Below are 19,701 nucleotides of genomic sequence, written 5' to 3'. Positions count from 1 at the left end.
ATGACGGATAATCCGAATAAAAAAACATTCTGGGATAAAGTCCATCTCGATCCCACAATGCTGCTGATCTTACTGGCATTGCTGGTTTACAGCGCCCTGGTTATCTGGAGCGCCAGCGGTCAGGATATTGGCATGATGGAGCGTAAAATCGGCCAAATCGCGATGGGTCTGGTCATCATGGTGGTGATGGCGCAAATTCCTCCACGCGTTTATGAAGGCTGGGCCCCCTATCTCTATATCATCTGTATTATTTTGCTGGTGGCGGTAGATGCTTTCGGTGCCATCTCTAAAGGTGCTCAACGCTGGCTGGACCTCGGTATTGTTCGTTTTCAGCCGTCGGAAATTGCCAAAATAGCCGTACCACTGATGGTTGCGCGCTTTATCAACCGCGACGTTTGCCCGCCATCGTTGAAGAACACTGGCATCGCGCTGGTGCTGATATTTATGCCCACGCTGCTGGTGGCTGCACAGCCTGACCTGGGAACATCAATCCTCGTTGCGCTTTCTGGTCTGTTTGTACTGTTCCTCTCTGGCCTTAGCTGGCGTCTGATTGGCGTCGCAGTAGTGCTGGTAGCGGCGTTCATTCCGATTCTGTGGTTCTTCCTGATGCATGATTACCAGCGCCAGCGCGTAATGATGCTCCTGGACCCGGAATCAGACCCACTCGGCGCGGGCTATCACATTATTCAGTCTAAAATTGCTATTGGCTCCGGCGGATTACGCGGCAAAGGCTGGCTGCATGGCACTCAGTCACAACTTGAATTTCTACCCGAACGCCATACCGACTTTATCTTCGCGGTACTGGCGGAAGAGCTGGGATTAGTGGGCATTTTGATTCTGCTCGCTCTCTACATTCTGCTGATCATGCGCGGGCTGTGGATAGCCGCCAGAGCGCAAACCACCTTTGGTCGCGTCATGGCTGGCGGCTTAATGCTGATATTATTCGTTTATGTCTTCGTAAATATTGGTATGGTAAGCGGTATTCTGCCGGTTGTAGGGGTTCCGCTCCCACTGGTCAGTTATGGAGGATCGGCGCTAATTGTGCTGATGGCTGGGTTCGGGATTGTAATGTCAATCCACACCCACAGGAAAATGTTGTCGAAAAGCGTGTAAGAGGTGCGCAATGCGTAAGCAGTGGCTCGGGATCTGCATCGCGGCAGGAATGCTCGCGGCATGTACAAGCGATGATGGTCAGCAACAGACGGTAAGTGTACCGCAGCCTGCGGTATGTAACGGCCCCATAGTTGAAATTAGCGGGGCGGACCCGCGTTTCGAACCACTGAACGCGACGGCAAATCAGGATTACCAGCGCGATGGTAAAAGCTACAAAATCGTGCAGGATCCGTCTCGATTTAGCCAGGCGGGACTGGCGGCAATCTATGATGCCGAACCAGGCAGTAACCTGACGGCCTCTGGCGAAGCTTTCGATCCGACACAGCTGACGGCGGCCCATCCAACGCTTCCGATCCCCAGCTACGCCAGAATCACTAACCTGGCTAACGGGCGAATGATCGTGGTGCGCATTAATGATCGCGGTCCTTATGGCAACGACCGCGTTATTTCGCTTTCTCGCGCAGCAGCTGACCGTCTTAACACGTCAAACAACACCAAAGTTCGTATCGATCCGATTATTGTCGCCCAGGATGGTTCGCTTTCTGGTCCTGGTATGGCTTGTACCACAGTCGCCAAACAGACTTACGCCCTGCCTGCACCTCCCGATTTAAGCGGCGGCGCAGGAACAAGTTCAGTGTCTGGCCCGCAGGGTGACATTCTTCCGGTCAGTAATTCGACGCTAAAAAGCGAAGATCCGACCGGCGCGCCGGTAACCAGCAGCGGTTTCCTCGGCGCACCAACGACCTTAGCGCCTGGTGTTCTGGAAGGCAGCGAACCAACGCCTGCACCACAGCCCGTTGTTACAGCTCCCTCGACAACGCCTGCAACCTCGCCTGCAATGGTGACACCGCAAGCCGCCTCGCAAAGCGCTAGCGGCAACTTTATGGTGCAAGTTGGGGCAGTAAGCGATCAGGCGCGTGCGCAACAGTACCAACAGCAACTGGGACAGAAGTTCGGCGTCCCCGGTCGCGTAACTCAAAATGGCGCGGTCTGGCGGATCCAGCTTGGCCCATTCGCCAGCAAAGCCGAAGCCAGTACCTTGCAGCAACGTTTGCAAACCGAAGCCCAATTGCAGTCATTTATTACCACCGCGCAGTAGCGTAAAGCAGGCATCTGATGTGTCAATTTCTGTAAATGACGTTAACAAAGTCACGCGGAAAGTCAGATGCCTGCCGGTAGTGCATTTGCTATAGTAGGGCACTTTTTTTAATTCCATCACGGATGTCGTAGTTCAGACCATGAATACCATTTTTTCCGCTCGTATCATGAAGCGCCTGGCGCTCACCACGGCTCTTTGCACAGCCTTTATCTCTGCTGCACATGCCGATGACCTGAATATCAAAACTATGATCCCGGGTGTACCGCAGATCGATGCGGAGTCCTACATCCTGATTGACTATAACTCGGGCAAAGTGCTCGCCGAACAGAACGCAGATGTCCGCCGCGATCCTGCCAGTCTGACCAAAATGATGACCAGTTACGTTATCGGCCAGGCAATGAAAGCCGGTAAATTTAAAGAAACTGATTTAGTCACCATCGGCAACGACGCATGGGCCACCGGTAACCCGGTATTTAAAGGTTCTTCGCTGATGTTCCTCAAACCGGGCATGCAGGTTCCGGTTTCTCAGCTGATCCGCGGTATTAACCTGCAATCGGGTAACGATGCTTGCGTCGCCATGGCCGATTTTGCCGCTGGTAGCCAGGACGCTTTTGTTGGCTTGATGAACAGCTACGTTAACGCACTGGGCCTGAAAAACACTCACTTCCAGACCGTGCACGGTCTCGACGCTGACGGTCAGTACAGCTCCGCGCGAGATATGGCGCTGATCGGCCAGGCGTTGATCCGTGACGTACCGAATGAATACTCGATCTATAAAGAAAAAGAATTTACGTTTAACGGTATTCGCCAGCTGAACCGTAACGGCCTGTTATGGGATAACAGCCTGAATGTCGACGGCATCAAAACCGGACACACTGACAAAGCAGGTTACAACCTTGTTGCTTCTGCGACTGAAGGCCAGATGCGCTTGATCTCTGCGGTGATGGGCGGACGTACTTTTAAAGGCCGTGAAGCCGAAAGTAAAAAACTGCTAACCTGGGGCTTCCGTTTCTTCGAAACCGTTAACCCACTGAAAGTAGGTAAAGAGTTCGCCTCTGAACCGGTTTGGTTTGGTGATTCTGATCGCGCTTCGTTAGGTGTTGATAAAGACGTGTACCTGACCATTCCGCGTGGCCGCATGAAAGATCTGAAAGCCAGCTATGTGCTGAACAGCAGTGAATTGCATGCGCCGCTGCAAAAGAATCAGGTCGTCGGTACTATCAACTTCCAGCTTGATGGCAAAACGATCGAACAACGCCCGCTGGTTGTGCTGCAAGAAATCCCGGAAGGCAACTTCTTCGGCAAAATCATTGATTACATTAAATTAATGTTCCATCACTGGTTTGGTTAAAAATCGAACACTTGAAAGTGTAATTTCCGTCCCCATATACTAAGCATCAGTAAAAAACTCCCGCCTTCTGGCGGGAGTTGCTATTTAATTACGTTACGCCGGAGCTGACATGAAAACCAAACTTAACGAACTGCTTGAATTCCCTACTCCTTTTACTTACAAAGTTATGGGGCAGGCGTTACCTGAGCTGGTTGATCAGGTGGTTGAAGTGGTACAGCGCCATGCGCCAGGTGACTACACCCCAACGGTAAAACCAAGCAGCAAAGGCAACTACCACTCGGTATCTATCACTATCAACGCCACTCATATTGAGCAGGTTGAAACACTGTATGAAGAACTGGGCAAAATCGATATTGTCCGCATGGTTCTGTAACTCGCGTATTCTTTACCCGGCCCCTGGTCGGGTAACTCCCCTCTCCTCGCTGTGATATACTTTTCCCCCACTTTTACTCATTCTCCACGGAGATGCCGTTTTGTATCAGGATAAAATTCTTGTCCGCCAGCTCGGTCTTCAGCCTTACGAGCCAATCTCCCAGGCTATGCATGAATTCACCGATACCCGCGATGAAAGTACTCTTGATGAAATCTGGCTGGTCGAGCACTATCCGGTATTCACCCAAGGGCAGGCAGGAAAAGCGGAGCACATTTTAATGCCGGGCGATATTCCGGTGATCCAAAGCGATCGCGGTGGGCAGGTGACTTATCACGGGCCGGGGCAACAGGTGATGTATGTGTTGCTTAACCTGAAACGCCGTAAACTCGGTGTGCGTGAACTGGTGACCTTGCTCGAGCAAACAGTGGTGAATACCCTGGCTGAACTGGGTATAGAAGCACATCCTCGGGCTGACGCGCCTGGTGTCTATGTCGGGGAAAAGAAAATTTGCTCACTTGGCTTACGTATTCGGCGCGGTTGTTCATTCCACGGTCTGGCATTAAACGTCAATATGGATCTTTCGCCATTTTTACGTATTAATCCTTGTGGGTATGCCGGAATGGAAATGGCTAAAATATCACAATGGAAACCCGAAGCGACAACTAATAATATTGCACCGCGTTTGCTAGAAAATATTTTAGTGCTACTAAACAATCCCGACTTCGAATATATTACCGCTTAATTACATACATCAATGGCCCAATTTACACTGGGTCATTACTCATAATACCTGCTAATGCTTTACTTCTCCTTCGCGTTTGTATATTTTCTTTATCACTTGCAGAAATGCGATGCAATGCTTCGCTCCGTAACTCACCCCATTGATTAACTTATTGAAATAGTTGACTATGGTGAGCAAAAGCGTTCCATTCAAATTAGATATAAGATTATTGTAATTTTTTTAAATATTATTTTTCCATGAATAAAATTGGAGTAAGTGCGTGGATAGTAATAATCAAATTGAACCCTGTTTAAGCAGAAAGTCGTCAGAAGGTAAACCACAAATATTTACAACCTTACGAAATATTGATCTTAACCTTCTGACTATTTTTGAAGCTGTGTATGTGCATAAAGGGATCGTTAATGCAGCGAAAGTGCTTAATCTGACACCCTCGGCAATCAGTCAGTCTATTCAGAAACTGCGCGTTATATTCCCTGACCCATTGTTTATTCGCAAAGGCCAGGGCGTCACTCCTACTGCATTTGCAATGCATTTGCATGAGTATATCAGTCAGGGCCTTGAATCCATTCTCGGCGCGCTGGATATCGAAGGAACCTATGATAAGCAACGAACGATAACTATCGCGACCACCCCCTCGGTCGGAGCCCTGGTCCTTCCTGTCATCTATCGGGCGATTAAATCTCACTATCCGCAGCTTTTACTGCGCAACCCCCCCATCAGCGACGCGGAAAACCAACTCAGTCAGTTTCAAACCGATCTCATCATCGATAACATGTTTTGCACCAATCGTACGGTGCAACATCATGTTCTGTTCACCGACAATATGGTGTTAATTTGCCGCGAGGGAAATCCGCTACTCTCTTTAGAAGATGACAGAGAGACTATTGGCAACGCTGCGCATATACTCCTGTTACCGGAAGGGCAAAATTTCAGCGGTCTGCGGCAGAGAGTTCAAGAGATGTTTCCGGACCGGCAAATCAGTTTCACCAGCTACAACATTTTGACAATCGCTGCACTGGTTGCCAACAGTGACATGTTAGCGATTATTCCCAGCCGTTTTTATAACCTGTTTAGCCGTTGCTGGCCGCTGGAAAAACTGCCTTTTCCGTCCTTAAATGAGGAGCAAATAGATTTCTCTATCCACTACAACAAATTCAGCCTGCGTGATCCCATCCTGCACGGGGTAATAGATGTTATCCGTAATGCATTTTGAAAAAGTATTGTTACAGCCAGATCACAGCGAAGAACGAAAAAATGGCACAATCCAACGACAATTTTACATTTTCGCGACCGCTTTGGCTGCTTTCAGGTCCGTTTCAATGATATACTGCCAGTCGTTAATTCAAAAATAGTTGATAATTACAACAATCTATTGAATTGAAACGCTTTCCTTCGTAATTCGCAACTGGAACACGCACGCTATGAGTAAACCCATTGTGATGGAACGCGGTGTTAAATACCGCGATGCCGATAAGATGGCCCTTATCCCGGTTAAAAACGTGGCAACAGAGCGCGAAGCCCTGCTGCGCAAGCCGGAATGGATGAAAATCAAGCTTCCAGCGGACTCTACACGTATCCAGGGCATCAAAGCCGCAATGCGCAAAAATGGCCTGCATTCTGTCTGCGAGGAAGCCTCCTGCCCTAACCTGGCGGAATGCTTCAACCACGGCACAGCAACGTTTATGATCCTCGGCGCTATTTGTACCCGCCGTTGTCCGTTCTGTGACGTTGCTCACGGTCGCCCGGTAGCTCCGGATGCCAATGAACCAGTGAAACTGGCACAGACCATTGCCGATATGGCGCTGCGTTATGTGGTTATCACCTCCGTTGACCGTGATGACCTGCGCGATGGCGGTGCCCAGCACTTTGCGGATTGCATTACTGCCATTCGGGAAAAAAGCCCGCAAATCAAAATTGAAACTCTGGTGCCGGATTTCCGCGGTCGTATGGATCGTGCTCTGGATATTCTGACCGCCACACCACCAGATGTGTTCAACCATAACCTGGAAAACGTACCGCGTATTTACCGTCAGGTACGGCCTGGTGCAGATTACAACTGGTCGCTGAAGCTGCTGGAACGCTTTAAAGAAGCGCATCCGGAAATCCCGACCAAGTCTGGTCTGATGGTGGGTCTGGGTGAAACCAATGAAGAAATTATTGAGGTAATGCGCGACCTGCGCCGTCATGGTGTGACGATGCTAACGCTGGGGCAATATTTGCAGCCAAGCCGCCATCACCTGCCGGTTCAACGTTACGTTAGCCCGGATGAGTTCGACGAAATGAAAGCCGAAGCGCTGGCGATGGGCTTTACCCATGCTGCATGCGGTCCGTTTGTCCGCTCGTCTTACCACGCCGATTTGCAGGCGAAAGGGATGGAAGTTAAGTAATCCTGTAATAATTACTTACATCTGTCTGATAAAAAACCCGCTTTTTGAAGCGGGTTTTTTGTATCGAACAAGATATTGAGGGAGCGTCCTGCTCGCCACGTCACTCTTTATGAGAGAGCTTTTCAGCCTGAAGATCAACGTCTGCGCCTTTTTTCGCCGCAGCATCGTCATCATTCATCGCCTTCTTGAACCCTTTAATGGCCGCTCCAAGGTCTCCGCCCAGCGTACGTAACTTCTTAGTCCCAAACAGCAGAACGACCAGCGCCGCAACTACCAGCAGTTTGGTAATACTAATCTCACCCATAGATACCTTCTTGACATATAACCGGCAACAGAACGCGCCTTAAAAACCAGAGAATATTAACGGTCATTCGACGCGCGCACACAATAGCAATCTGTAACAAGGTGAATCAAGCGCCGCGTAAAAAAACATCATAATAATTGCGGCGGCGCAAAGCGACGGTTGTTTAAGACGGGCAGTTGCGCGCGGACCTGACGCACACGTTCGGGCGTCACTTCCGCCATAATGAGTGCAGGCATTTCTGACGCTGCCGCAATGGTGACGCCAAAGGGATCTATAATCCGGCTTTGCCCGATATTTTTGTTCCCGCACTCCCCCGCCGCCACCATATAACAGGTGGTATCCAGCGCACGAGCGGCAAGCAACGTTGACCAGTGATGCTCTTTGAGCGGCCCGCGAACCCAGGCGGCAGGAAGTACCAGGATTTCAGCTCCCTGTAATGCCTGTGCCAGCGCCAGCTCTGGAAAGCGTAAGTCATAACAGGTCATCAGACCGACCTTCATCCCTTCCACCTCCAGTAACGGAGCTATTTCATTACCAGCATCAACATGGCGTGATTCCTGAATGGCAAATGCATCATAGAGATGCAGTTTGGCATAACGGGCGACGATGTTTCCTGCCTGTAGCGCCACCAGCATATTCCATGCGCGCCCCGGCGTTGAAGGAACATGAATCGTCAGAATTGTCGTCATCATGTTACGTTTACTTTCTCGCCGTAAACGTCCGAGGAATTCGCCTTCCAGCAGCTGTGCTGATTTAACCGATAGATCTGCATCATGATCATCACGCGCCAACAATGCTTCCGGCAGGACAAACAGCGAAACGTCGTTTTCCGCCGCCTGCGCCATCAACGAGGCACAAATCTCAGCGTTCTTTTCCCACACAGATGTAACAGCAAACTGTCCTGCGGCAACCAGCATTGCCACCTCCTCCTGTCAGAGTCGTAAAATTCGCCAACGGCGATTATTCGGCGTTACACTTATCACTCATACAAATCAAATAGCAGGATTTTGCAGTGTTACAACTTCTTTTAGCAGTTTTTATTGGCGGTGGTACGGGAAGCGTGGCGAGATGGCTGTTAAGTATGCGATTTAACCCGCTGCATCAGGCGATTCCGTTGGGGACGCTGGCTGCAAACCTGATTGGGGCATTCATCATAGGAATGGGATTCGCCTGGTTTAGCAGGATGACGAACATTGATCCAGTGTGGAAAGTATTAATCACCACCGGATTTTGTGGCGGTCTAACAACCTTCTCAACATTTTCGGCAGAAGTGGTGTTTTTGTTACAAGAGGGCCGCTTTGGCTGGGCATTACTGAACGTTTTCGTCAACCTTCTGGGGTCTTTTGCCATGACCGCACTGGCTTTCTGGCTGTTTTCGGCCTCAACCGCACACTAAAGACCAAAAAAAACCCGCTGATTAAGCGGGTTTTGAATTCTTGCTGACGTATCTTACAGAGCGATTACGTTTGCAGCAGAAGGGCCTTTGGCACCGTTAGTGATTTCGAACTCTACGCGCTGACCTTCAGCAAGAGTTTTAAAACCATTAGTCTGGATTGCAGAGAAGTGTACGAACACGTCTTTGCTGCCGTCTTCCGGAGTAATGAAACCGAATCCTTTGGACTCATTAAACCACTTAACGTTACCTTTAATCTTAGACATCAAAATTACCTTTACATGAAAAATAGACACAAATGCTGTGTCGGTTACCAGTACACCAATTGTGGTACGCTTTGTCCAGTGCAACTTTACTAAAAAGTGATAAAAGTCGCGTTATTTTTGATGTTAATTATTTTACTCATTGATTTTAAAGAAGTTACTAAAATTTCATTTGTCTCAAAACTGAAAGCGCATCCAGGCAAAGTACACATTGCCATTGTTATAGGTACCCGGAATGTAGGTCATCTGAAAAGTCACTGGACCATAACCCACAGAGGCCAATGGCAGTAGAACCGGGAGAGGGATGTAATTCCAGTTATCGCGTGCCGTTACGCCAGCGGTGAATCCCAGTCCTAAATGAAAATTTTCATCCGCCAGCGGTCGCCAGGTACTTTCCCATCCGTATCCGGCAATCGGTTCCCATTTGTTCCACGAGTCCTTAAATGCCATGGCATACAGGCCATGCCAGTTTCCTTTTTCATCCCAACGCGACTGACCAAAACCGCCACCCCACGGTCGCTCGTTATAACGATCGGTTTTTTCTTTGTCGTAAGCGAAACGTGCATGCCAGGTGATGGCAGGAATATATAAATCATAATGTTCAGGCTGTTGCCAGGTTTGTGTAATATTTTCTCCAAACGTTGTCATCCACTCATCTGCGTTAGCTAAAACTTTACCAACGCTGATTAACTGAATAAAAACAAAGGAAAATATAGCGACATATTTACTCACGTTCATTTGTGACCATAAAACATTTATCAAAAATCTACTACTAGCATAGCAAAACTACAATTAACATAACCTTAATAGACCCAACATGAAGAATAATCTGAATAGCTGCTCTATTTATTTCCGCTTGTTCAAGATAAATATTTCCGTGCATCGATTTAAGATGATACTTCGTTTTCTGCGATGGGAATAGTCATAAAAGAAAAAGCAAGTTGTTTCTGATAGCAAAATGCAACCAAGAAAAAATTAACTTATTTTTTAATAAGATACAAAAAAACATCTTAATGAAGAATATATTATATATTGTCAACCCACGCCCATTGCAGATTGTTTTTTGAGCACACAACCGCAGCTAACACCATTGCAATTAACAAATTTGCATCAATCCACCATCAATTTACACACATTATTATGTGATAATTGCCAAACGCTAAATATGCGTTTTGTTATCTATGTATAAAAACAGCAACTTCAATGTCTTAATGGCAGTTTTTCTTGATTTTAATCAGCATTCACCGCCAATTTATTGGGCATATTTTTTCCTTAAGTTTTAGGAATTTTTTATTATTTACTTTGGGGCCTGGAGACAGGAAAAATTATGCTGACATTCATTGAACTCCTTATTGGGGTTGTGGTTATTGTGGGTGTAGCTCGCTACATCATTAAAGGGTATTCCGCCACTGGCGTGTTATTTGTCGGTGGCCTGTTATTGCTGATTATTAGTGCCATTATGGGGCACAAAGTGTTACCGTCCAGCCAGGCTTCAACAGGCTACAGCGCCACGGATATCGTTGAATACGTTAAAATATTGCTAATGAGCCGCGGCGGCGACCTCGGCATGATGATTATGATGCTGTGTGGCTTTGCCGCTTACATGACCCATATCGGCGCGAATGATATGGTGGTCAAGCTGGCGTCAAAACCATTGCAGTATATTAACTCCCCTTACCTGTTGATGATTGCCGCCTATTTTGTCGCCTGTCTGATGTCTCTGGCCGTCTCTTCCGCAACCGGTCTGGGTGTTTTGCTGATGGCAACCCTGTTTCCGGTGATGGTGAACGTTGGTATCAGCCGTGGTGCAGCTGCTGCTATTTGTGCCTCCCCGGCGGCGATTATTCTCGCACCGACTTCAGGGGATGTGGTGCTGGCGGCGCAGGCTTCCGAAATGTCGCTGATTGATTTCGCCTTCAAAACGACGCTGCCTATCTCAATTGCTGCAATTATCGGCATGGCGATCGCCCACTTCTTCTGGCAACGTTATCTGGATAAAAAAGAGCACATCTCTCATGAAATGTTAGATGTCAGCGAAATCACCACCACTGCTCCTGCGTTTTATGCCATTTTGCCGTTCACGCCGATCATCGGAGTGCTGATTTTTGACGGCAAATGGGGGCCGCAATTACACATCATCACTATTCTGGTGATTTGTATGCTGATTGCCTCCATTCTGGAGTTCATCCGCAGCTTTAATACCCAGAAAGTGTTCTCGGGCCTGGAAGTGGCTTATCGCGGGATGGCAGATGCGTTTGCTAACGTGGTGATGCTGCTGGTTGCCGCTGGGGTATTCGCTCAGGGGCTTAGCACCATCGGCTTTATTCAAAGTCTGATTTCTATCGCCACTTCGTTTGGTTCGGCGAGTATCATCCTGATGCTGGTATTGGTGATCCTGACAATGCTGGCGGCAGTCACGACCGGTTCAGGCAATGCGCCGTTTTATGCGTTTGTTGAGATGATCCCGAAACTGGCGCACTCTTCCGGCATTAACCCGGCGTATTTGACTATCCCAATGCTGCAGGCGTCAAACCTCGGTCGTACCCTGTCACCCGTTTCTGGCGTAGTCGTTGCGGTTGCCGGGATGGCGAAAATCTCACCATTTGAAGTCGTAAAACGCACCTCGGTGCCGGTGCTTGTTGGGCTGGTGATTGTTATCGTTGCTACAGAGCTGATGGTGCCAGGAACGGCAGCCGCGGTCACAGGCAAGTAAATAGTCATGCCGGAGGCAAGCTTCCTCCGGCTTTATCATGTCACCCACTGTGGTATATGCGTTGCGGTCTGCCAACTTTGCCGTGAACAATTTCAGCAATAATCAGATGGCGGCTGGCGCAATATTCAAGATAACGTCTGGCAGTGGTGCGGCTGATAGTCAGTGCCTGCGCCACCGTTTCTGCCGTATGTTGCACACCAGGCTCTTTAAACAGTTTTCGCACCGCGTTTAGCGTCAAGGGGTCAATGCCGGTCGGCAGTTCGTCTTTGGGTTCACCGCGAGCATAGGCATTAAACATCTCATCGATTTGCTTCTGGCTGGCGCTATCAATACTTTCCAGCATATGTTTACGCTGGCGGAAACGGGTTAGCGTTTGCCCCAGCCGTTCATAGGCAATTGGCTTAATGAGATAATCAAATACACCACAACGTACGGCTTCAGACACCGTTTCCATATCACTGGCTGCAGTGGTAAACACCACGTCGCCGGGATAATGCGCCTGCACCAGTTCATGCAGTAAATTAATCCCTCTACCGTCAGGAAGATAGTTATCGAGCAAGATTAGCCCCGGCTTAAAACGCTCGATCATCATTCGGGCCTGCGCCAGGTTTCCCGCCAGTAATATCTGACTGAATCCGGGAATGTGACGAATATATTCCGCATGCATCTCTGCCAGCGGCGTTTCGTCCTCAACGATCAATAGGGTTAATGGAGCTGTCATTAGGTTTCACTTTCGGAATATAGATTGAAAATAAGGTACCGCAGGGATCATTATCTTCGAGAGTGATAACACCACCGCAGCGCGTTACGTAGCTGGCAATCAAGTACAACCCAATGCCATGTTCGCCGGGCTCGTCAGCACGCGTACTGACACCCTGCTCAAATATTTTGTCTCGTAGAGACTCTGGAACGCCGCAGCCCTGATCGGCGACTTCAATCACCACATCATCGCCTTCATCGCTAAGGAATAATTCAACGATCTTGTTTCCTTCATCGCTACGCAGGCTGGCTTCGAAGGCGTTATCAAGTAAATTGCCAACAATGGCTGCAAACTCGGTGCTGTCCAGTCCTGGCGGCAGTTGCGAAAGCTGACTTCCGGGGACGATGACCATTTTTAGCCCCAGTTCGCGGGCGCGCTGCACTTTACCAAAAAGCAGCCCCGCCACCTGGCGATCGGCAAACGCCTCGCGCAGGCTATCAATGAGCTGTTGCTGGGCCTGAGACTCCCCCTGCACCATCGCCAACACGCGATCATACTCTTTCATCTGCAACAGACCATTGAGCGTCGACATCCAATTGAGATGCTCGTGTCGCAATGTGCGCAGGCTCTCGACGTATTGTTTAATTTGCGTCAGTTGTGCATTGAGGGTGGATATTTCGTCTTTACTACGAAAGCTGATAATGGCCCCCAGCAAATCATCACCAGAACGAATAGCTTCCCGGTTGGCAATAACGCTCAGACCGTTAAAGTTCGCCACCACATCCTGACGTTTTTCATCAATCTGTTCGGTAAAGAAATCGGCGGGCCTGACCACTTCAGCAATGGGTTTACCCAACCATTGCCGTCCGGGGGAACTCAGCCCCAGCATCTTTCTTGCGTTACGATTGATGGCGGTAATGTAACCGTGCGGATCCACCGCAATCAGCCCTTCATAAACCGAACTAAACAGCGCCTCTTGCTGACGGACCACGCGTGCGATTTGCTTTGGCTCCATGCCCATCATTTGCCGACGGATATGCGCGGCCAGGAACCACGACAGCAACATCAGAATCCCTAACAGCACGACAAACACGCCAGCCATCGGTAATAAAAACTCAGCCCGCCAGCTATCGATTTTACTCACCAGGTAGCCAATCGACACCACGCCGATGACTTTTCCATCGTCATCAAAGATTGGCGTTTTGGCACGCATCGCCATGCCAATTGACCCTTTCCCGGTGATAAAGTAGCTCTCCCCTTTCTCCAGCGCGCCCGGTTTGGTGAATTGCATAGGATAACCAATTTTCTCCGGATTAGGATGGTAAAGACGAATCGAGTGCCGGTCACCAATCACGACATAATCGAAATCAGTATCTCTTTGTAATTTGTTAGCGATGGTCGCCAGCCTCTTGTAGTCACGCGTTTTCACTGCGCTGATGATACTGTCATTAGAAGCAATAATTTTTGCCTGATTCATTGCCATGTCGCGCACATGAAGCGTTAAATAGTCCTCAAAACTGGCCGTAAAATATTGCGCCAGGGCTGCAATGACAAATATTGAGAACACCAGAATCAGCAAAAAGATACGCAGCGGAAATGCCAGTCTTTGGAAAAATGCAAACTGTTTATTCTCGTTAAGCTGCAACATTGTTTTCCTTGCGGGTTGTCCCGAGCCTTTTTGACGGATGTAATTAAAATGTTGAATCAAAATACATAGATATTAAATATAATCGTGGCAAATTTTATTCATTAAATCAATTAAATCACTTAAACCTGCGGGTCATTTCGTAATTACATTAATTAAAAAACTTAAAACCATTAAATAAATAAAAAACCACTAACTCTATGTGAAATAAATCAAAATTTCACGCTGCAATACTCCTTAGGATGTATAGCGAAAGGAGAAAAAGATATACCTCGATCGCCCCCCTTTCTCCCAAGTGAAAATAAAAGGTTATCAGTTTGCAACATCGAACAACATTCGTTGCAAATCGATAACAACATGCACCTTCAGGATACTATTTATTATGTTCGGCAATGATATTTTCACCCGTGTAAAACGTTCAGAAAATAAAAAAATGGCGGAAATCGTCCAATTCCTGCATGAAAATGATTTGAGCGTTGACACCACAGTCGAAGTATTTATTACCGTAACCCGCGATGAAAAGCTTATCGCGTGCGGTGGAATTGCCGGAAATATTATTAAATGCGTTGCTATCAGTGAATCCGTTCGCGGTGAAGGACTGGCGCTGACATTAGCCACTGAATTGATAAACCTCGCCTATGAGCGGCACAGCACGCATCTGTTTATTTATACCAAAACCGAATACGAGGCGCTGTTCCGCCAGTGCGGTTTTTCCACGCTGACCAGTGTACCCGGCGTGATGGTGCTGATGGAAAACAGCGCCACGCGACTGAAACGCTATGCCGAATCGCTGAAAAAATTTCGTCATCCAGGGAACAAGATTGGCTGCATTGTGATGAACGCCAATCCCTTTACGAATGGTCACCGTTATCTGATTCAACAGGCTGCAGCACAGTGCGACTGGTTGCATCTGTTTTTAGTTAAAGAAGATTCTTCACGCTTTCCCTATGAAGACCGGCTGGATCTGGTGTTAAAAGGCACCGCCGATATTCCACGCCTGACTGTGCATCGCGGCTCCGAATACATCATCTCCCGCGCTACGTTCCCTTGCTACTTCATTAAAGAACAGAGCGTCATTAACCATTGTTACACCGAAATTGATCTGAAGATTTTCCGTCAGTACCTCGCTCCCGCGCTGGGTGTAACTCACCGCTTTGTCGGTACTGAACCCTTTTGTCGCGTTACCGCCCAGTACAACCAGGATATGCGCTACTGGCTGGAAACGCCGACTATCTCCGCACCGCCCATCGAACTGGTTGAAATTGAGCGGCTGCGTTACCAGGAGATGCCGATATCCGCTTCCCGGGTACGTCAACTGCTGGCGAAAAACGATCTCACGGCTATCGCGCCGCTGGTCCCTGCAGTCACGCTGCATTATTTGCAGAACCTGCTTGAGCACTCCCGCCAGGACGCGGCAGCTCGTCAAAAGACCCCCGCATGAGAAACAGGTGAAAAATGAAAATAAACCAGCCCGCCGTTGCAGGCACCCTTGAGTCTGGGGATGTGATGATACGCATCGCCCCACTCGATACGCAGGATATCGACCTGCAAATCAACAGCAGCGTTGAAAAACAGTTTGGTGATGCCATTCGCACCACCATTCTGGACGTTCTCGCCCGCTACAACGTGCGCGGCGTACAGCTGAATGTCGATGACAAAGGCGCACTGGACTGCATTTTACGTGCACGACTGGAAGCCCTGCTGGCACGCGCCAGCGGTATCCCGGCTCTGCCATGGGAGGATTGCCAATGATTTCCGCTTCGCTGCAACAACGTAAAACTCGCACCCGCCGCAGCATGTTGTTTGTGCCTGGTGCCAATGCCGCGATGGTCAGCAACTCATTCATCTACCCGGCTGATGCCCTGATGTTTGACCTCGAAGACTCCGTAGCATTGCGTGAAAAAGACACCGCCCGCCGCATGGTTTACCACGCGCTGCAACATCCGCTGTATCGCGATATTGAAACCATTGTGCGTGTAAACGCGCTGGATTCCGAATGGGGTGTCAACGACCTGGAAGCCGTCGTTCGCGGTGGTGCGGACGTTGTGCGTCTGCCGAAAACCGATACCGCTCAGGATGTTCTGGATATCGAAAAAGAGATCCTGCGTATCGAAAAAGCCTGTGGTCGTGAACCCGGCAGTACCGGCTTGCTGGCGGCGATTGAATCTCCGCTGGGCATTACCCGCGCAGTGGAAATCGCTCACGCTTCCGAGCGTTTGATCGGTATCGCCCTCGGTGCAGAAGACTATGTGCGCAACCTGCGTACAGAACGCTCCCCGGAAGGAACTGAACTGCTGTTCGCTCGCTGCTCCATTTTGCAGGCCGCGCGATCTGCGGGTATTCAGGCGTTCGATACCGTCTATTCTGACGCAAACAACGAAGCCGGATTCCTGCAAGAAGCCGCCCACATCAAACAGCTGGGCTTTGACGGCAAATCGCTGATCAACCCGCGTCAGATTGATCTGCTGCACAACCTCTACGCACCGACCCAGAAAGAAGTGGATCACGCCCGCCGCGTCGTAGAAGCCGCTGAAGCCGCCGCTCGCGAAGGCCTCGGCGTGGTTTCCCTGAACGGCAAGATGGTGGACGGTCCGGTTATCGATCGCGCCCGTCTGGTGCTCTCCCGCGCAGAACTTTCCGGCATCCGCGAAGAATAAGGCAATCAAAATGACGCAGAAAATTGAACAATCTCAACGACAAGAACGGGTAGCGGCCTGGAATCGTCGCGCTGAATGCGATCTTGCCGCTTTCCAGAACTCGCCAAAGCAAACCTACCAGGCTGAAAAAGCGCGCGATCGCAAACTGTGCGCCAACCTGGAAGAAGCGATTCGTCGCTCTGGTTTACAGGACGGCATGACGGTTTCCTTCCATCACGCTTTCCGTGGCGGTGACCTGACCGTCAATATGGTGATGGACGTCATCGCGAAGATGGGCTTTAAAAACCTGACTCTGGCCTCCAGCTCCCTGAGTGATTGCCATGCGCCGCTGGTAGAACACATTCGCCAGGGCGTGGTTACCCGCATTTATACCTCTGGCCTGCGCGGTCCACTGGCGGAAGAAATCTCCCGTGGTCTGCTGGCGGAACCGGTGCAAATCCACTCTCACGGCGGACGTGTGCATCTGGTACAGAGCGGCGAACTGAATATCGATGTGGCTTTCCTCGGCGTCCCGTCCTGTGATGAATTCGGTAATGCCAACGGCTACACCGGTAAAGCCTGCTGCGGCTCCCTCGGCTATGCAATGGTTGATGCCGACAACGCAAAACAGGTCGTGATGCTTACCGAAGAACTGCTGCCTTATCCGCATAATCCGGCAAGCATTGAGCAAGATCAGGTTGATCTGATCGTCAAAGTCGATCGCGTTGGCGATGCTGCAAAAATCGGCGCTGGTGCTACCCGTATGACCACTAACCCGCGCGAACTGCTTATTGCCCGTAGCGCTGCGGATGTGATTGTCAACTCAGGCTACTTTAAAGAAGGTTTCTCCATGCAGACCGGCACCGGCGGCGCATCGCTGGCGGTAACCCGTTTCCTGGAAGACAAAATGCGTAGCCGCGATATTCGCGCCGACTTCGCCCTTGGCGGTATTACCGCAACGATGGTTGATCTGCACGAAAAAGGTCTGATCCGCAAACTGCTGGATGTACAGAGCTTTGACAGCCACGCTGCACAATCGCTGGCCCGTAACCCCAATCACATCGAAATCAGCGCCAACCAGTACGCTAACTGGGGTTCAAAAGGTGCATCGGTTGATCGTCTCGACGTGGTGGTACTGAGCGCGCTGGAAATTGACACCCAGTTCAACGTTAACGTGCTGACCGGCTCTGACGGCGTACTGCGTGGCGCTTCCGGTGGTCACTGCGATACCGCGATTGCCTCTGCACTTTCCATCATCGTCGCACCGCTGGTACGCGGTCGTATTCCGACTCTGGTGGATAACGTGCTGACCTGCATCACCCCGGGCTCCAGTGTCGATATTCTGGTCACAGACCACGGTATCGCAGTTAACCCGGCACGTCCGGAACTGGCAGAACGTCTGCAGGAAGCGGGGATCAAAGTGGTTTCTATTGAGTGGCTGCGTGAACGTGCGCGTCTGCTGACCGGTGAACCACAGCCGATTGAATTCACCGACCGCGTCGTTGCCGTTGTGCGTTACCGCGATGGCTCGGTGATCGATGTTGTGCATCAGGTGAAGGAATAAGCCATGCACCTGCTTCCTGAACTCGCCAGCCACCATGCGGTGTCAATTCCCGAGCTGCTCGTCAGCCGGGATGAAAGGCAAGCACGGCAACACGTCTGGCTCAAGCGCCATCCTGTTCCACTGGTCTCCTTTACCGTGGTTGCGCCTGGGCCGATTAAAGACAGCGAGGTCACACGCCGAATTTTTAATCATGGCGTGACAGCCTTGCGTGCCTTAGCCGCAAAACAGGGCTGGCAAATTCAGGAGCAGGCTGCACTGGTTTCCGCCAGCGGGCCGGAGGGCATGTTGAGCATTGCCGCCCCGGCTCGCGACCTCAAGCTCGCCACCATTGAGCTTGAACATAGTCATCCTCTCGGGCGGTTATGGGATATCGATGTCCTGACACCCGAAGGCGAAATTCTCTCCCGCCGCGACTATTCACTGCCGCCTCGCCGCTGCCTGTTGTGCGAGCAAAGCGCAGCTGTTTGCGCGCGTGGAAAAACCCATCAACTGACCGATTTACTCAACCGCATGGAGGCGCTGCTGAACGATGTCGATGCCTGCAACGTCAACTAAAACCACAAAGCTTGCGACGTCATTAATCGATGAGTACGCCCTGCTGGGCTGGCGCGCCATGCTGACTGAAGTCAATCTGTCACCGAAACCAGGCCTCGTGGATCGGATTAACTGCGGGGCGCACAAAGATATGGCGCTGGAAGATTTTCACCGCAGCGCGCTGGCGATTCAGGGCTGGTTACCCCGTTTCATTGAATTTGGTGCCTGTAGTGCTGAAATGGCACCAGAAGCGGTACTCCACGGATTACGCCCAATTGGTATGGCTTGCGAAGGTGATATGTTCCGCGCCACTGCGGGCGTAAACACGCATAAAGGCAGCATTTTTTCTTTAGGGCTACTGTGTGCGGCAATTGGCCGTTTGCTTCAACTCAACCAGTCGGTAACGCCAATAACCATTTGTGCGACGGCGGCAAGTTTCTGCCGTGGCCTGACCGATCGCGAACTGCGTACCAATAATTCACAACTGACGGCAGGTCAACGGTTGTACCAGCAACTTGGCCTTACCGGCGCGCGCGGCGAAGCCGAAGCAGGTTACCCACTGGTGATCAACCACGCCCTGCCGCATTACCTCACTCTGCTGGATCAGGGGTTAGATCCTGAACTGGCATTGCTCGATACCTTACTCCTACTGATGGCGATCAACGGCGATACCAACGTTGCATCGCGCGGTGGCGAGGGAGGCCTGCGCTGGCTACAGCGCAAGGCGCAAACATTATTGCAAAAAGGGGGCATCCGAACCCCCGCCGATCTCGATTATCTCCGGCAGTTCGACAGGGAGTGTATCGAACGAAATCTCAGTCCAGGCGGCAGTGCCGACCTGCTGATCCTTACCTGGTTTTTAGCACAGATTTAATTATTTAAGC

Annotated in this window: 21 protein-coding genes; 15 read left to right on the top strand and 6 right to left on the bottom strand. The window is 50.2% G+C overall.

Annotated features, from left to right (window positions below; translation table 11 throughout):
• The 7 genes from mrdB (at position 1) to lipA (ending at position 7,065) form a co-directional block, all read left to right on the top strand.
• The gene (gene mrdB, locus QUF14_RS03470; protein WP_000131719.1) at positions 1-1,113 is read left to right on the top strand and encodes a peptidoglycan glycosyltransferase MrdB; all 1,113 of its coding nucleotides are present in this window, start codon (positions 1-3) and stop codon (positions 1,111-1,113) included.
• Between the two features lie 10 nt (positions 1,114-1,123).
• Complete coding sequence (gene rlpA / locus QUF14_RS03465; RefSeq protein WP_001231428.1) at positions 1,124-2,212, top strand: endolytic peptidoglycan transglycosylase RlpA; 1,089 nt, start codon at positions 1,124-1,126, stop codon at positions 2,210-2,212.
• Between the two features lie 139 nt (positions 2,213-2,351).
• On the top strand, positions 2,352-3,563 hold the full coding sequence (gene dacA / locus QUF14_RS03460; protein ID WP_001092082.1) for a D-alanyl-D-alanine carboxypeptidase DacA: 1,212 nt from the start codon (positions 2,352-2,354) through the stop codon (positions 3,561-3,563).
• Positions 3,564-3,672: 109 nt separating this feature from the next.
• Positions 3,673-3,936, top strand: coding sequence for a DUF493 family protein YbeD (gene ybeD / locus QUF14_RS03455; RefSeq protein WP_000850550.1), 264 nt, complete (start codon positions 3,673-3,675; stop codon positions 3,934-3,936).
• Between the two features lie 100 nt (positions 3,937-4,036).
• Positions 4,037-4,678, top strand: coding sequence for a lipoyl(octanoyl) transferase LipB (gene lipB, locus QUF14_RS03450; protein WP_000284041.1), 642 nt, complete (start codon positions 4,037-4,039; stop codon positions 4,676-4,678).
• 259 nt (positions 4,679-4,937) lie between these two features.
• Complete coding sequence (locus QUF14_RS03445) at positions 4,938-5,891, top strand: YbeF family transcriptional regulator (RefSeq protein ID WP_000378040.1); 954 nt, start codon at positions 4,938-4,940, stop codon at positions 5,889-5,891.
• A 208-nt stretch (positions 5,892-6,099) separates the two neighbouring features.
• Positions 6,100-7,065, top strand: coding sequence for a lipoyl synthase (gene lipA, locus QUF14_RS03440; RefSeq protein WP_000042632.1), 966 nt, complete (start codon positions 6,100-6,102; stop codon positions 7,063-7,065).
• 100 nt (positions 7,066-7,165) lie between these two features.
• Here the strand turns inward: lipA and tatE are convergent, their stop codons facing one another.
• Both tatE and QUF14_RS03430 read right to left on the bottom strand, forming a co-directional pair.
• On the bottom strand, positions 7,166-7,369 hold the full coding sequence (gene tatE / locus QUF14_RS03435; protein WP_000503931.1) for a twin-arginine translocase subunit TatE: 204 nt from the start codon (positions 7,367-7,369) through the stop codon (positions 7,166-7,168).
• A gap of 128 nt (positions 7,370-7,497) precedes the next feature.
• Positions 7,498-8,286: a deaminated glutathione amidase gene (locus QUF14_RS03430; RefSeq protein WP_001305561.1), complete on the bottom strand. Its 789-nt coding sequence runs from the start codon at positions 8,284-8,286 to the stop codon at positions 7,498-7,500.
• A 95-nt stretch (positions 8,287-8,381) separates the two neighbouring features.
• Here QUF14_RS03430 and crcB point away from each other — a divergent pair, with 95 nt between their 5' ends.
• Positions 8,382-8,765 (top strand): fluoride efflux transporter CrcB, encoded by a 384-nt coding sequence (crcB, locus tag QUF14_RS03425; protein ID WP_000939738.1) that lies wholly within the window; start codon positions 8,382-8,384, stop codon positions 8,763-8,765.
• 53 nt (positions 8,766-8,818) lie between these two features.
• Here the strand turns inward: crcB and cspE are convergent, their stop codons facing one another.
• The gene (gene cspE, locus QUF14_RS03420; RefSeq protein WP_000034825.1) at positions 8,819-9,028 is read right to left on the bottom strand and encodes a transcription antiterminator/RNA stability regulator CspE; all 210 of its coding nucleotides are present in this window, start codon (positions 9,026-9,028) and stop codon (positions 8,819-8,821) included.
• A 174-nt stretch (positions 9,029-9,202) separates the two neighbouring features.
• The gene (gene pagP / locus QUF14_RS03415) at positions 9,203-9,763 is read right to left on the bottom strand and encodes a lipid IV(A) palmitoyltransferase PagP (RefSeq protein WP_001601868.1); all 561 of its coding nucleotides are present in this window, start codon (positions 9,761-9,763) and stop codon (positions 9,203-9,205) included.
• A gap of 589 nt (positions 9,764-10,352) precedes the next feature.
• Between pagP and dcuC the strand changes: the two genes are divergently transcribed.
• A complete protein-coding gene (gene dcuC, locus QUF14_RS03410) occupies positions 10,353-11,738 on the top strand; it encodes an anaerobic C4-dicarboxylate transporter DcuC (protein WP_000955057.1) in 1,386 nt (461 codons plus the stop codon).
• A gap of 40 nt (positions 11,739-11,778) precedes the next feature.
• Here the strand turns inward: dcuC and dpiA are convergent, their stop codons facing one another.
• Positions 11,779-12,459 carry a two-component response regulator DpiA gene (gene dpiA, locus QUF14_RS03405; RefSeq protein WP_000126500.1) on the bottom strand — a complete coding sequence of 227 codons (681 nt, stop codon included), beginning with the start codon at positions 12,457-12,459 and terminating at the stop codon, positions 11,779-11,781.
• Positions 12,428-14,086, bottom strand: coding sequence for a sensor histidine kinase DpiB (gene dpiB, locus QUF14_RS03400; protein WP_001353363.1), 1,659 nt, complete (start codon positions 14,084-14,086; stop codon positions 12,428-12,430). Before dpiB ends, dpiA begins: the two co-directional genes overlap by 32 nt.
• A 379-nt stretch (positions 14,087-14,465) precedes the next feature.
• Between dpiB and citC the strand changes: the two genes are divergently transcribed.
• The 6 genes from citC to citG are packed head-to-tail and all read left to right on the top strand — an operon-like array spanning position 14,466 to position 19,691.
• Positions 14,466-15,524, top strand: a complete 1,059-nt coding sequence (gene citC, locus QUF14_RS03395; RefSeq protein WP_000467722.1) for a [citrate (pro-3S)-lyase] ligase — start codon at positions 14,466-14,468, stop codon at positions 15,522-15,524.
• A gap of 14 nt (positions 15,525-15,538) precedes the next feature.
• On the top strand, positions 15,539-15,835 hold the full coding sequence (gene citD / locus QUF14_RS03390) for a citrate lyase acyl carrier protein (RefSeq protein WP_000700703.1): 297 nt from the start codon (positions 15,539-15,541) through the stop codon (positions 15,833-15,835).
• Positions 15,832-16,740 (top strand): citrate (pro-3S)-lyase subunit beta, encoded by a 909-nt coding sequence (gene citE, locus QUF14_RS03385; RefSeq protein ID WP_000622357.1) that lies wholly within the window; start codon positions 15,832-15,834, stop codon positions 16,738-16,740. The genes citD and citE overlap by 4 nt, the downstream gene beginning before the upstream one ends.
• A gap of 10 nt (positions 16,741-16,750) precedes the next feature.
• Complete coding sequence (gene citF, locus QUF14_RS03380) at positions 16,751-18,283, top strand: citrate lyase subunit alpha (RefSeq protein WP_000192245.1); 1,533 nt, start codon at positions 16,751-16,753, stop codon at positions 18,281-18,283.
• A 3-nt stretch (positions 18,284-18,286) separates the two neighbouring features.
• On the top strand, positions 18,287-18,838 hold the full coding sequence (citX, locus tag QUF14_RS03375; RefSeq protein WP_000550422.1) for a citrate lyase holo-[acyl-carrier protein] synthase: 552 nt from the start codon (positions 18,287-18,289) through the stop codon (positions 18,836-18,838).
• Positions 18,813-19,691 (top strand): triphosphoribosyl-dephospho-CoA synthase CitG, encoded by an 879-nt coding sequence (gene citG / locus QUF14_RS03370; RefSeq protein WP_000062467.1) that lies wholly within the window; start codon positions 18,813-18,815, stop codon positions 19,689-19,691. The genes citX and citG overlap by 26 nt, the downstream gene beginning before the upstream one ends.
• Positions 19,692-19,701 lie beyond the last annotated feature (10 nt).

Origin of the sequence: Escherichia sp. HH091_1A (assembly GCF_030295175.1) — a bacterium.
In the GTDB taxonomy this organism is placed as follows: Bacteria; Pseudomonadota; Gammaproteobacteria; order Enterobacterales; family Enterobacteriaceae; genus Escherichia; species Escherichia coli_F.
This window is presented reverse-complemented; position numbering and strand designations above follow the sequence as displayed.

Excerpts from the sequence above, each read along its gene's own strand:
- dcuC (WP_000955057.1), top strand. The coding sequence starts at position 10,353 with ATGCTGACATTCATTGAACTCCTTATTGGGGTTGTGGTTATTGTGGGT.
- citX (WP_000550422.1), top strand. The coding sequence starts at position 18,287 with ATGCACCTGCTTCCTGAACTCGCCAGCCACCATGCGGTGTCAATTCCC.
- citG (WP_000062467.1), top strand. The coding sequence starts at position 18,813 with ATGTCGATGCCTGCAACGTCAACTAAAACCACAAAGCTTGCGACGTCA.
- citC (WP_000467722.1), top strand. The coding sequence starts at position 14,466 with ATGTTCGGCAATGATATTTTCACCCGTGTAAAACGTTCAGAAAATAAA.
- tatE (WP_000503931.1), bottom strand. The coding sequence starts at position 7,369 with ATGGGTGAGATTAGTATTACCAAACTGCTGGTAGTTGCGGCGCTGGTC.
- dacA (WP_001092082.1), top strand. The coding sequence starts at position 2,352 with ATGAATACCATTTTTTCCGCTCGTATCATGAAGCGCCTGGCGCTCACC.
- cspE (WP_000034825.1), bottom strand. The coding sequence starts at position 9,028 with ATGTCTAAGATTAAAGGTAACGTTAAGTGGTTTAATGAGTCCAAAGGA.
- rlpA (WP_001231428.1), top strand. The coding sequence starts at position 1,124 with ATGCGTAAGCAGTGGCTCGGGATCTGCATCGCGGCAGGAATGCTCGCG.
- dpiB (WP_001353363.1), bottom strand. The coding sequence starts at position 14,086 with ATGTTGCAGCTTAACGAGAATAAACAGTTTGCATTTTTCCAAAGACTG.
- pagP (WP_001601868.1), bottom strand. The coding sequence starts at position 9,763 with ATGAACGTGAGTAAATATGTCGCTATATTTTCCTTTGTTTTTATTCAG.
- citE (WP_000622357.1), top strand. The coding sequence starts at position 15,832 with ATGATTTCCGCTTCGCTGCAACAACGTAAAACTCGCACCCGCCGCAGC.
- dpiA (WP_000126500.1), bottom strand. The coding sequence starts at position 12,459 with ATGACAGCTCCATTAACCCTATTGATCGTTGAGGACGAAACGCCGCTG.
- QUF14_RS03430 (WP_001305561.1), bottom strand. The coding sequence starts at position 8,286 with ATGCTGGTTGCCGCAGGACAGTTTGCTGTTACATCTGTGTGGGAAAAG.
- lipA (WP_000042632.1), top strand. The coding sequence starts at position 6,100 with ATGAGTAAACCCATTGTGATGGAACGCGGTGTTAAATACCGCGATGCC.
- mrdB (WP_000131719.1), top strand. The coding sequence starts at position 1 with ATGACGGATAATCCGAATAAAAAAACATTCTGGGATAAAGTCCATCTC.
- ybeD (WP_000850550.1), top strand. The coding sequence starts at position 3,673 with ATGAAAACCAAACTTAACGAACTGCTTGAATTCCCTACTCCTTTTACT.
- citF (WP_000192245.1), top strand. The coding sequence starts at position 16,751 with ATGACGCAGAAAATTGAACAATCTCAACGACAAGAACGGGTAGCGGCC.
- citD (WP_000700703.1), top strand. The coding sequence starts at position 15,539 with ATGAAAATAAACCAGCCCGCCGTTGCAGGCACCCTTGAGTCTGGGGAT.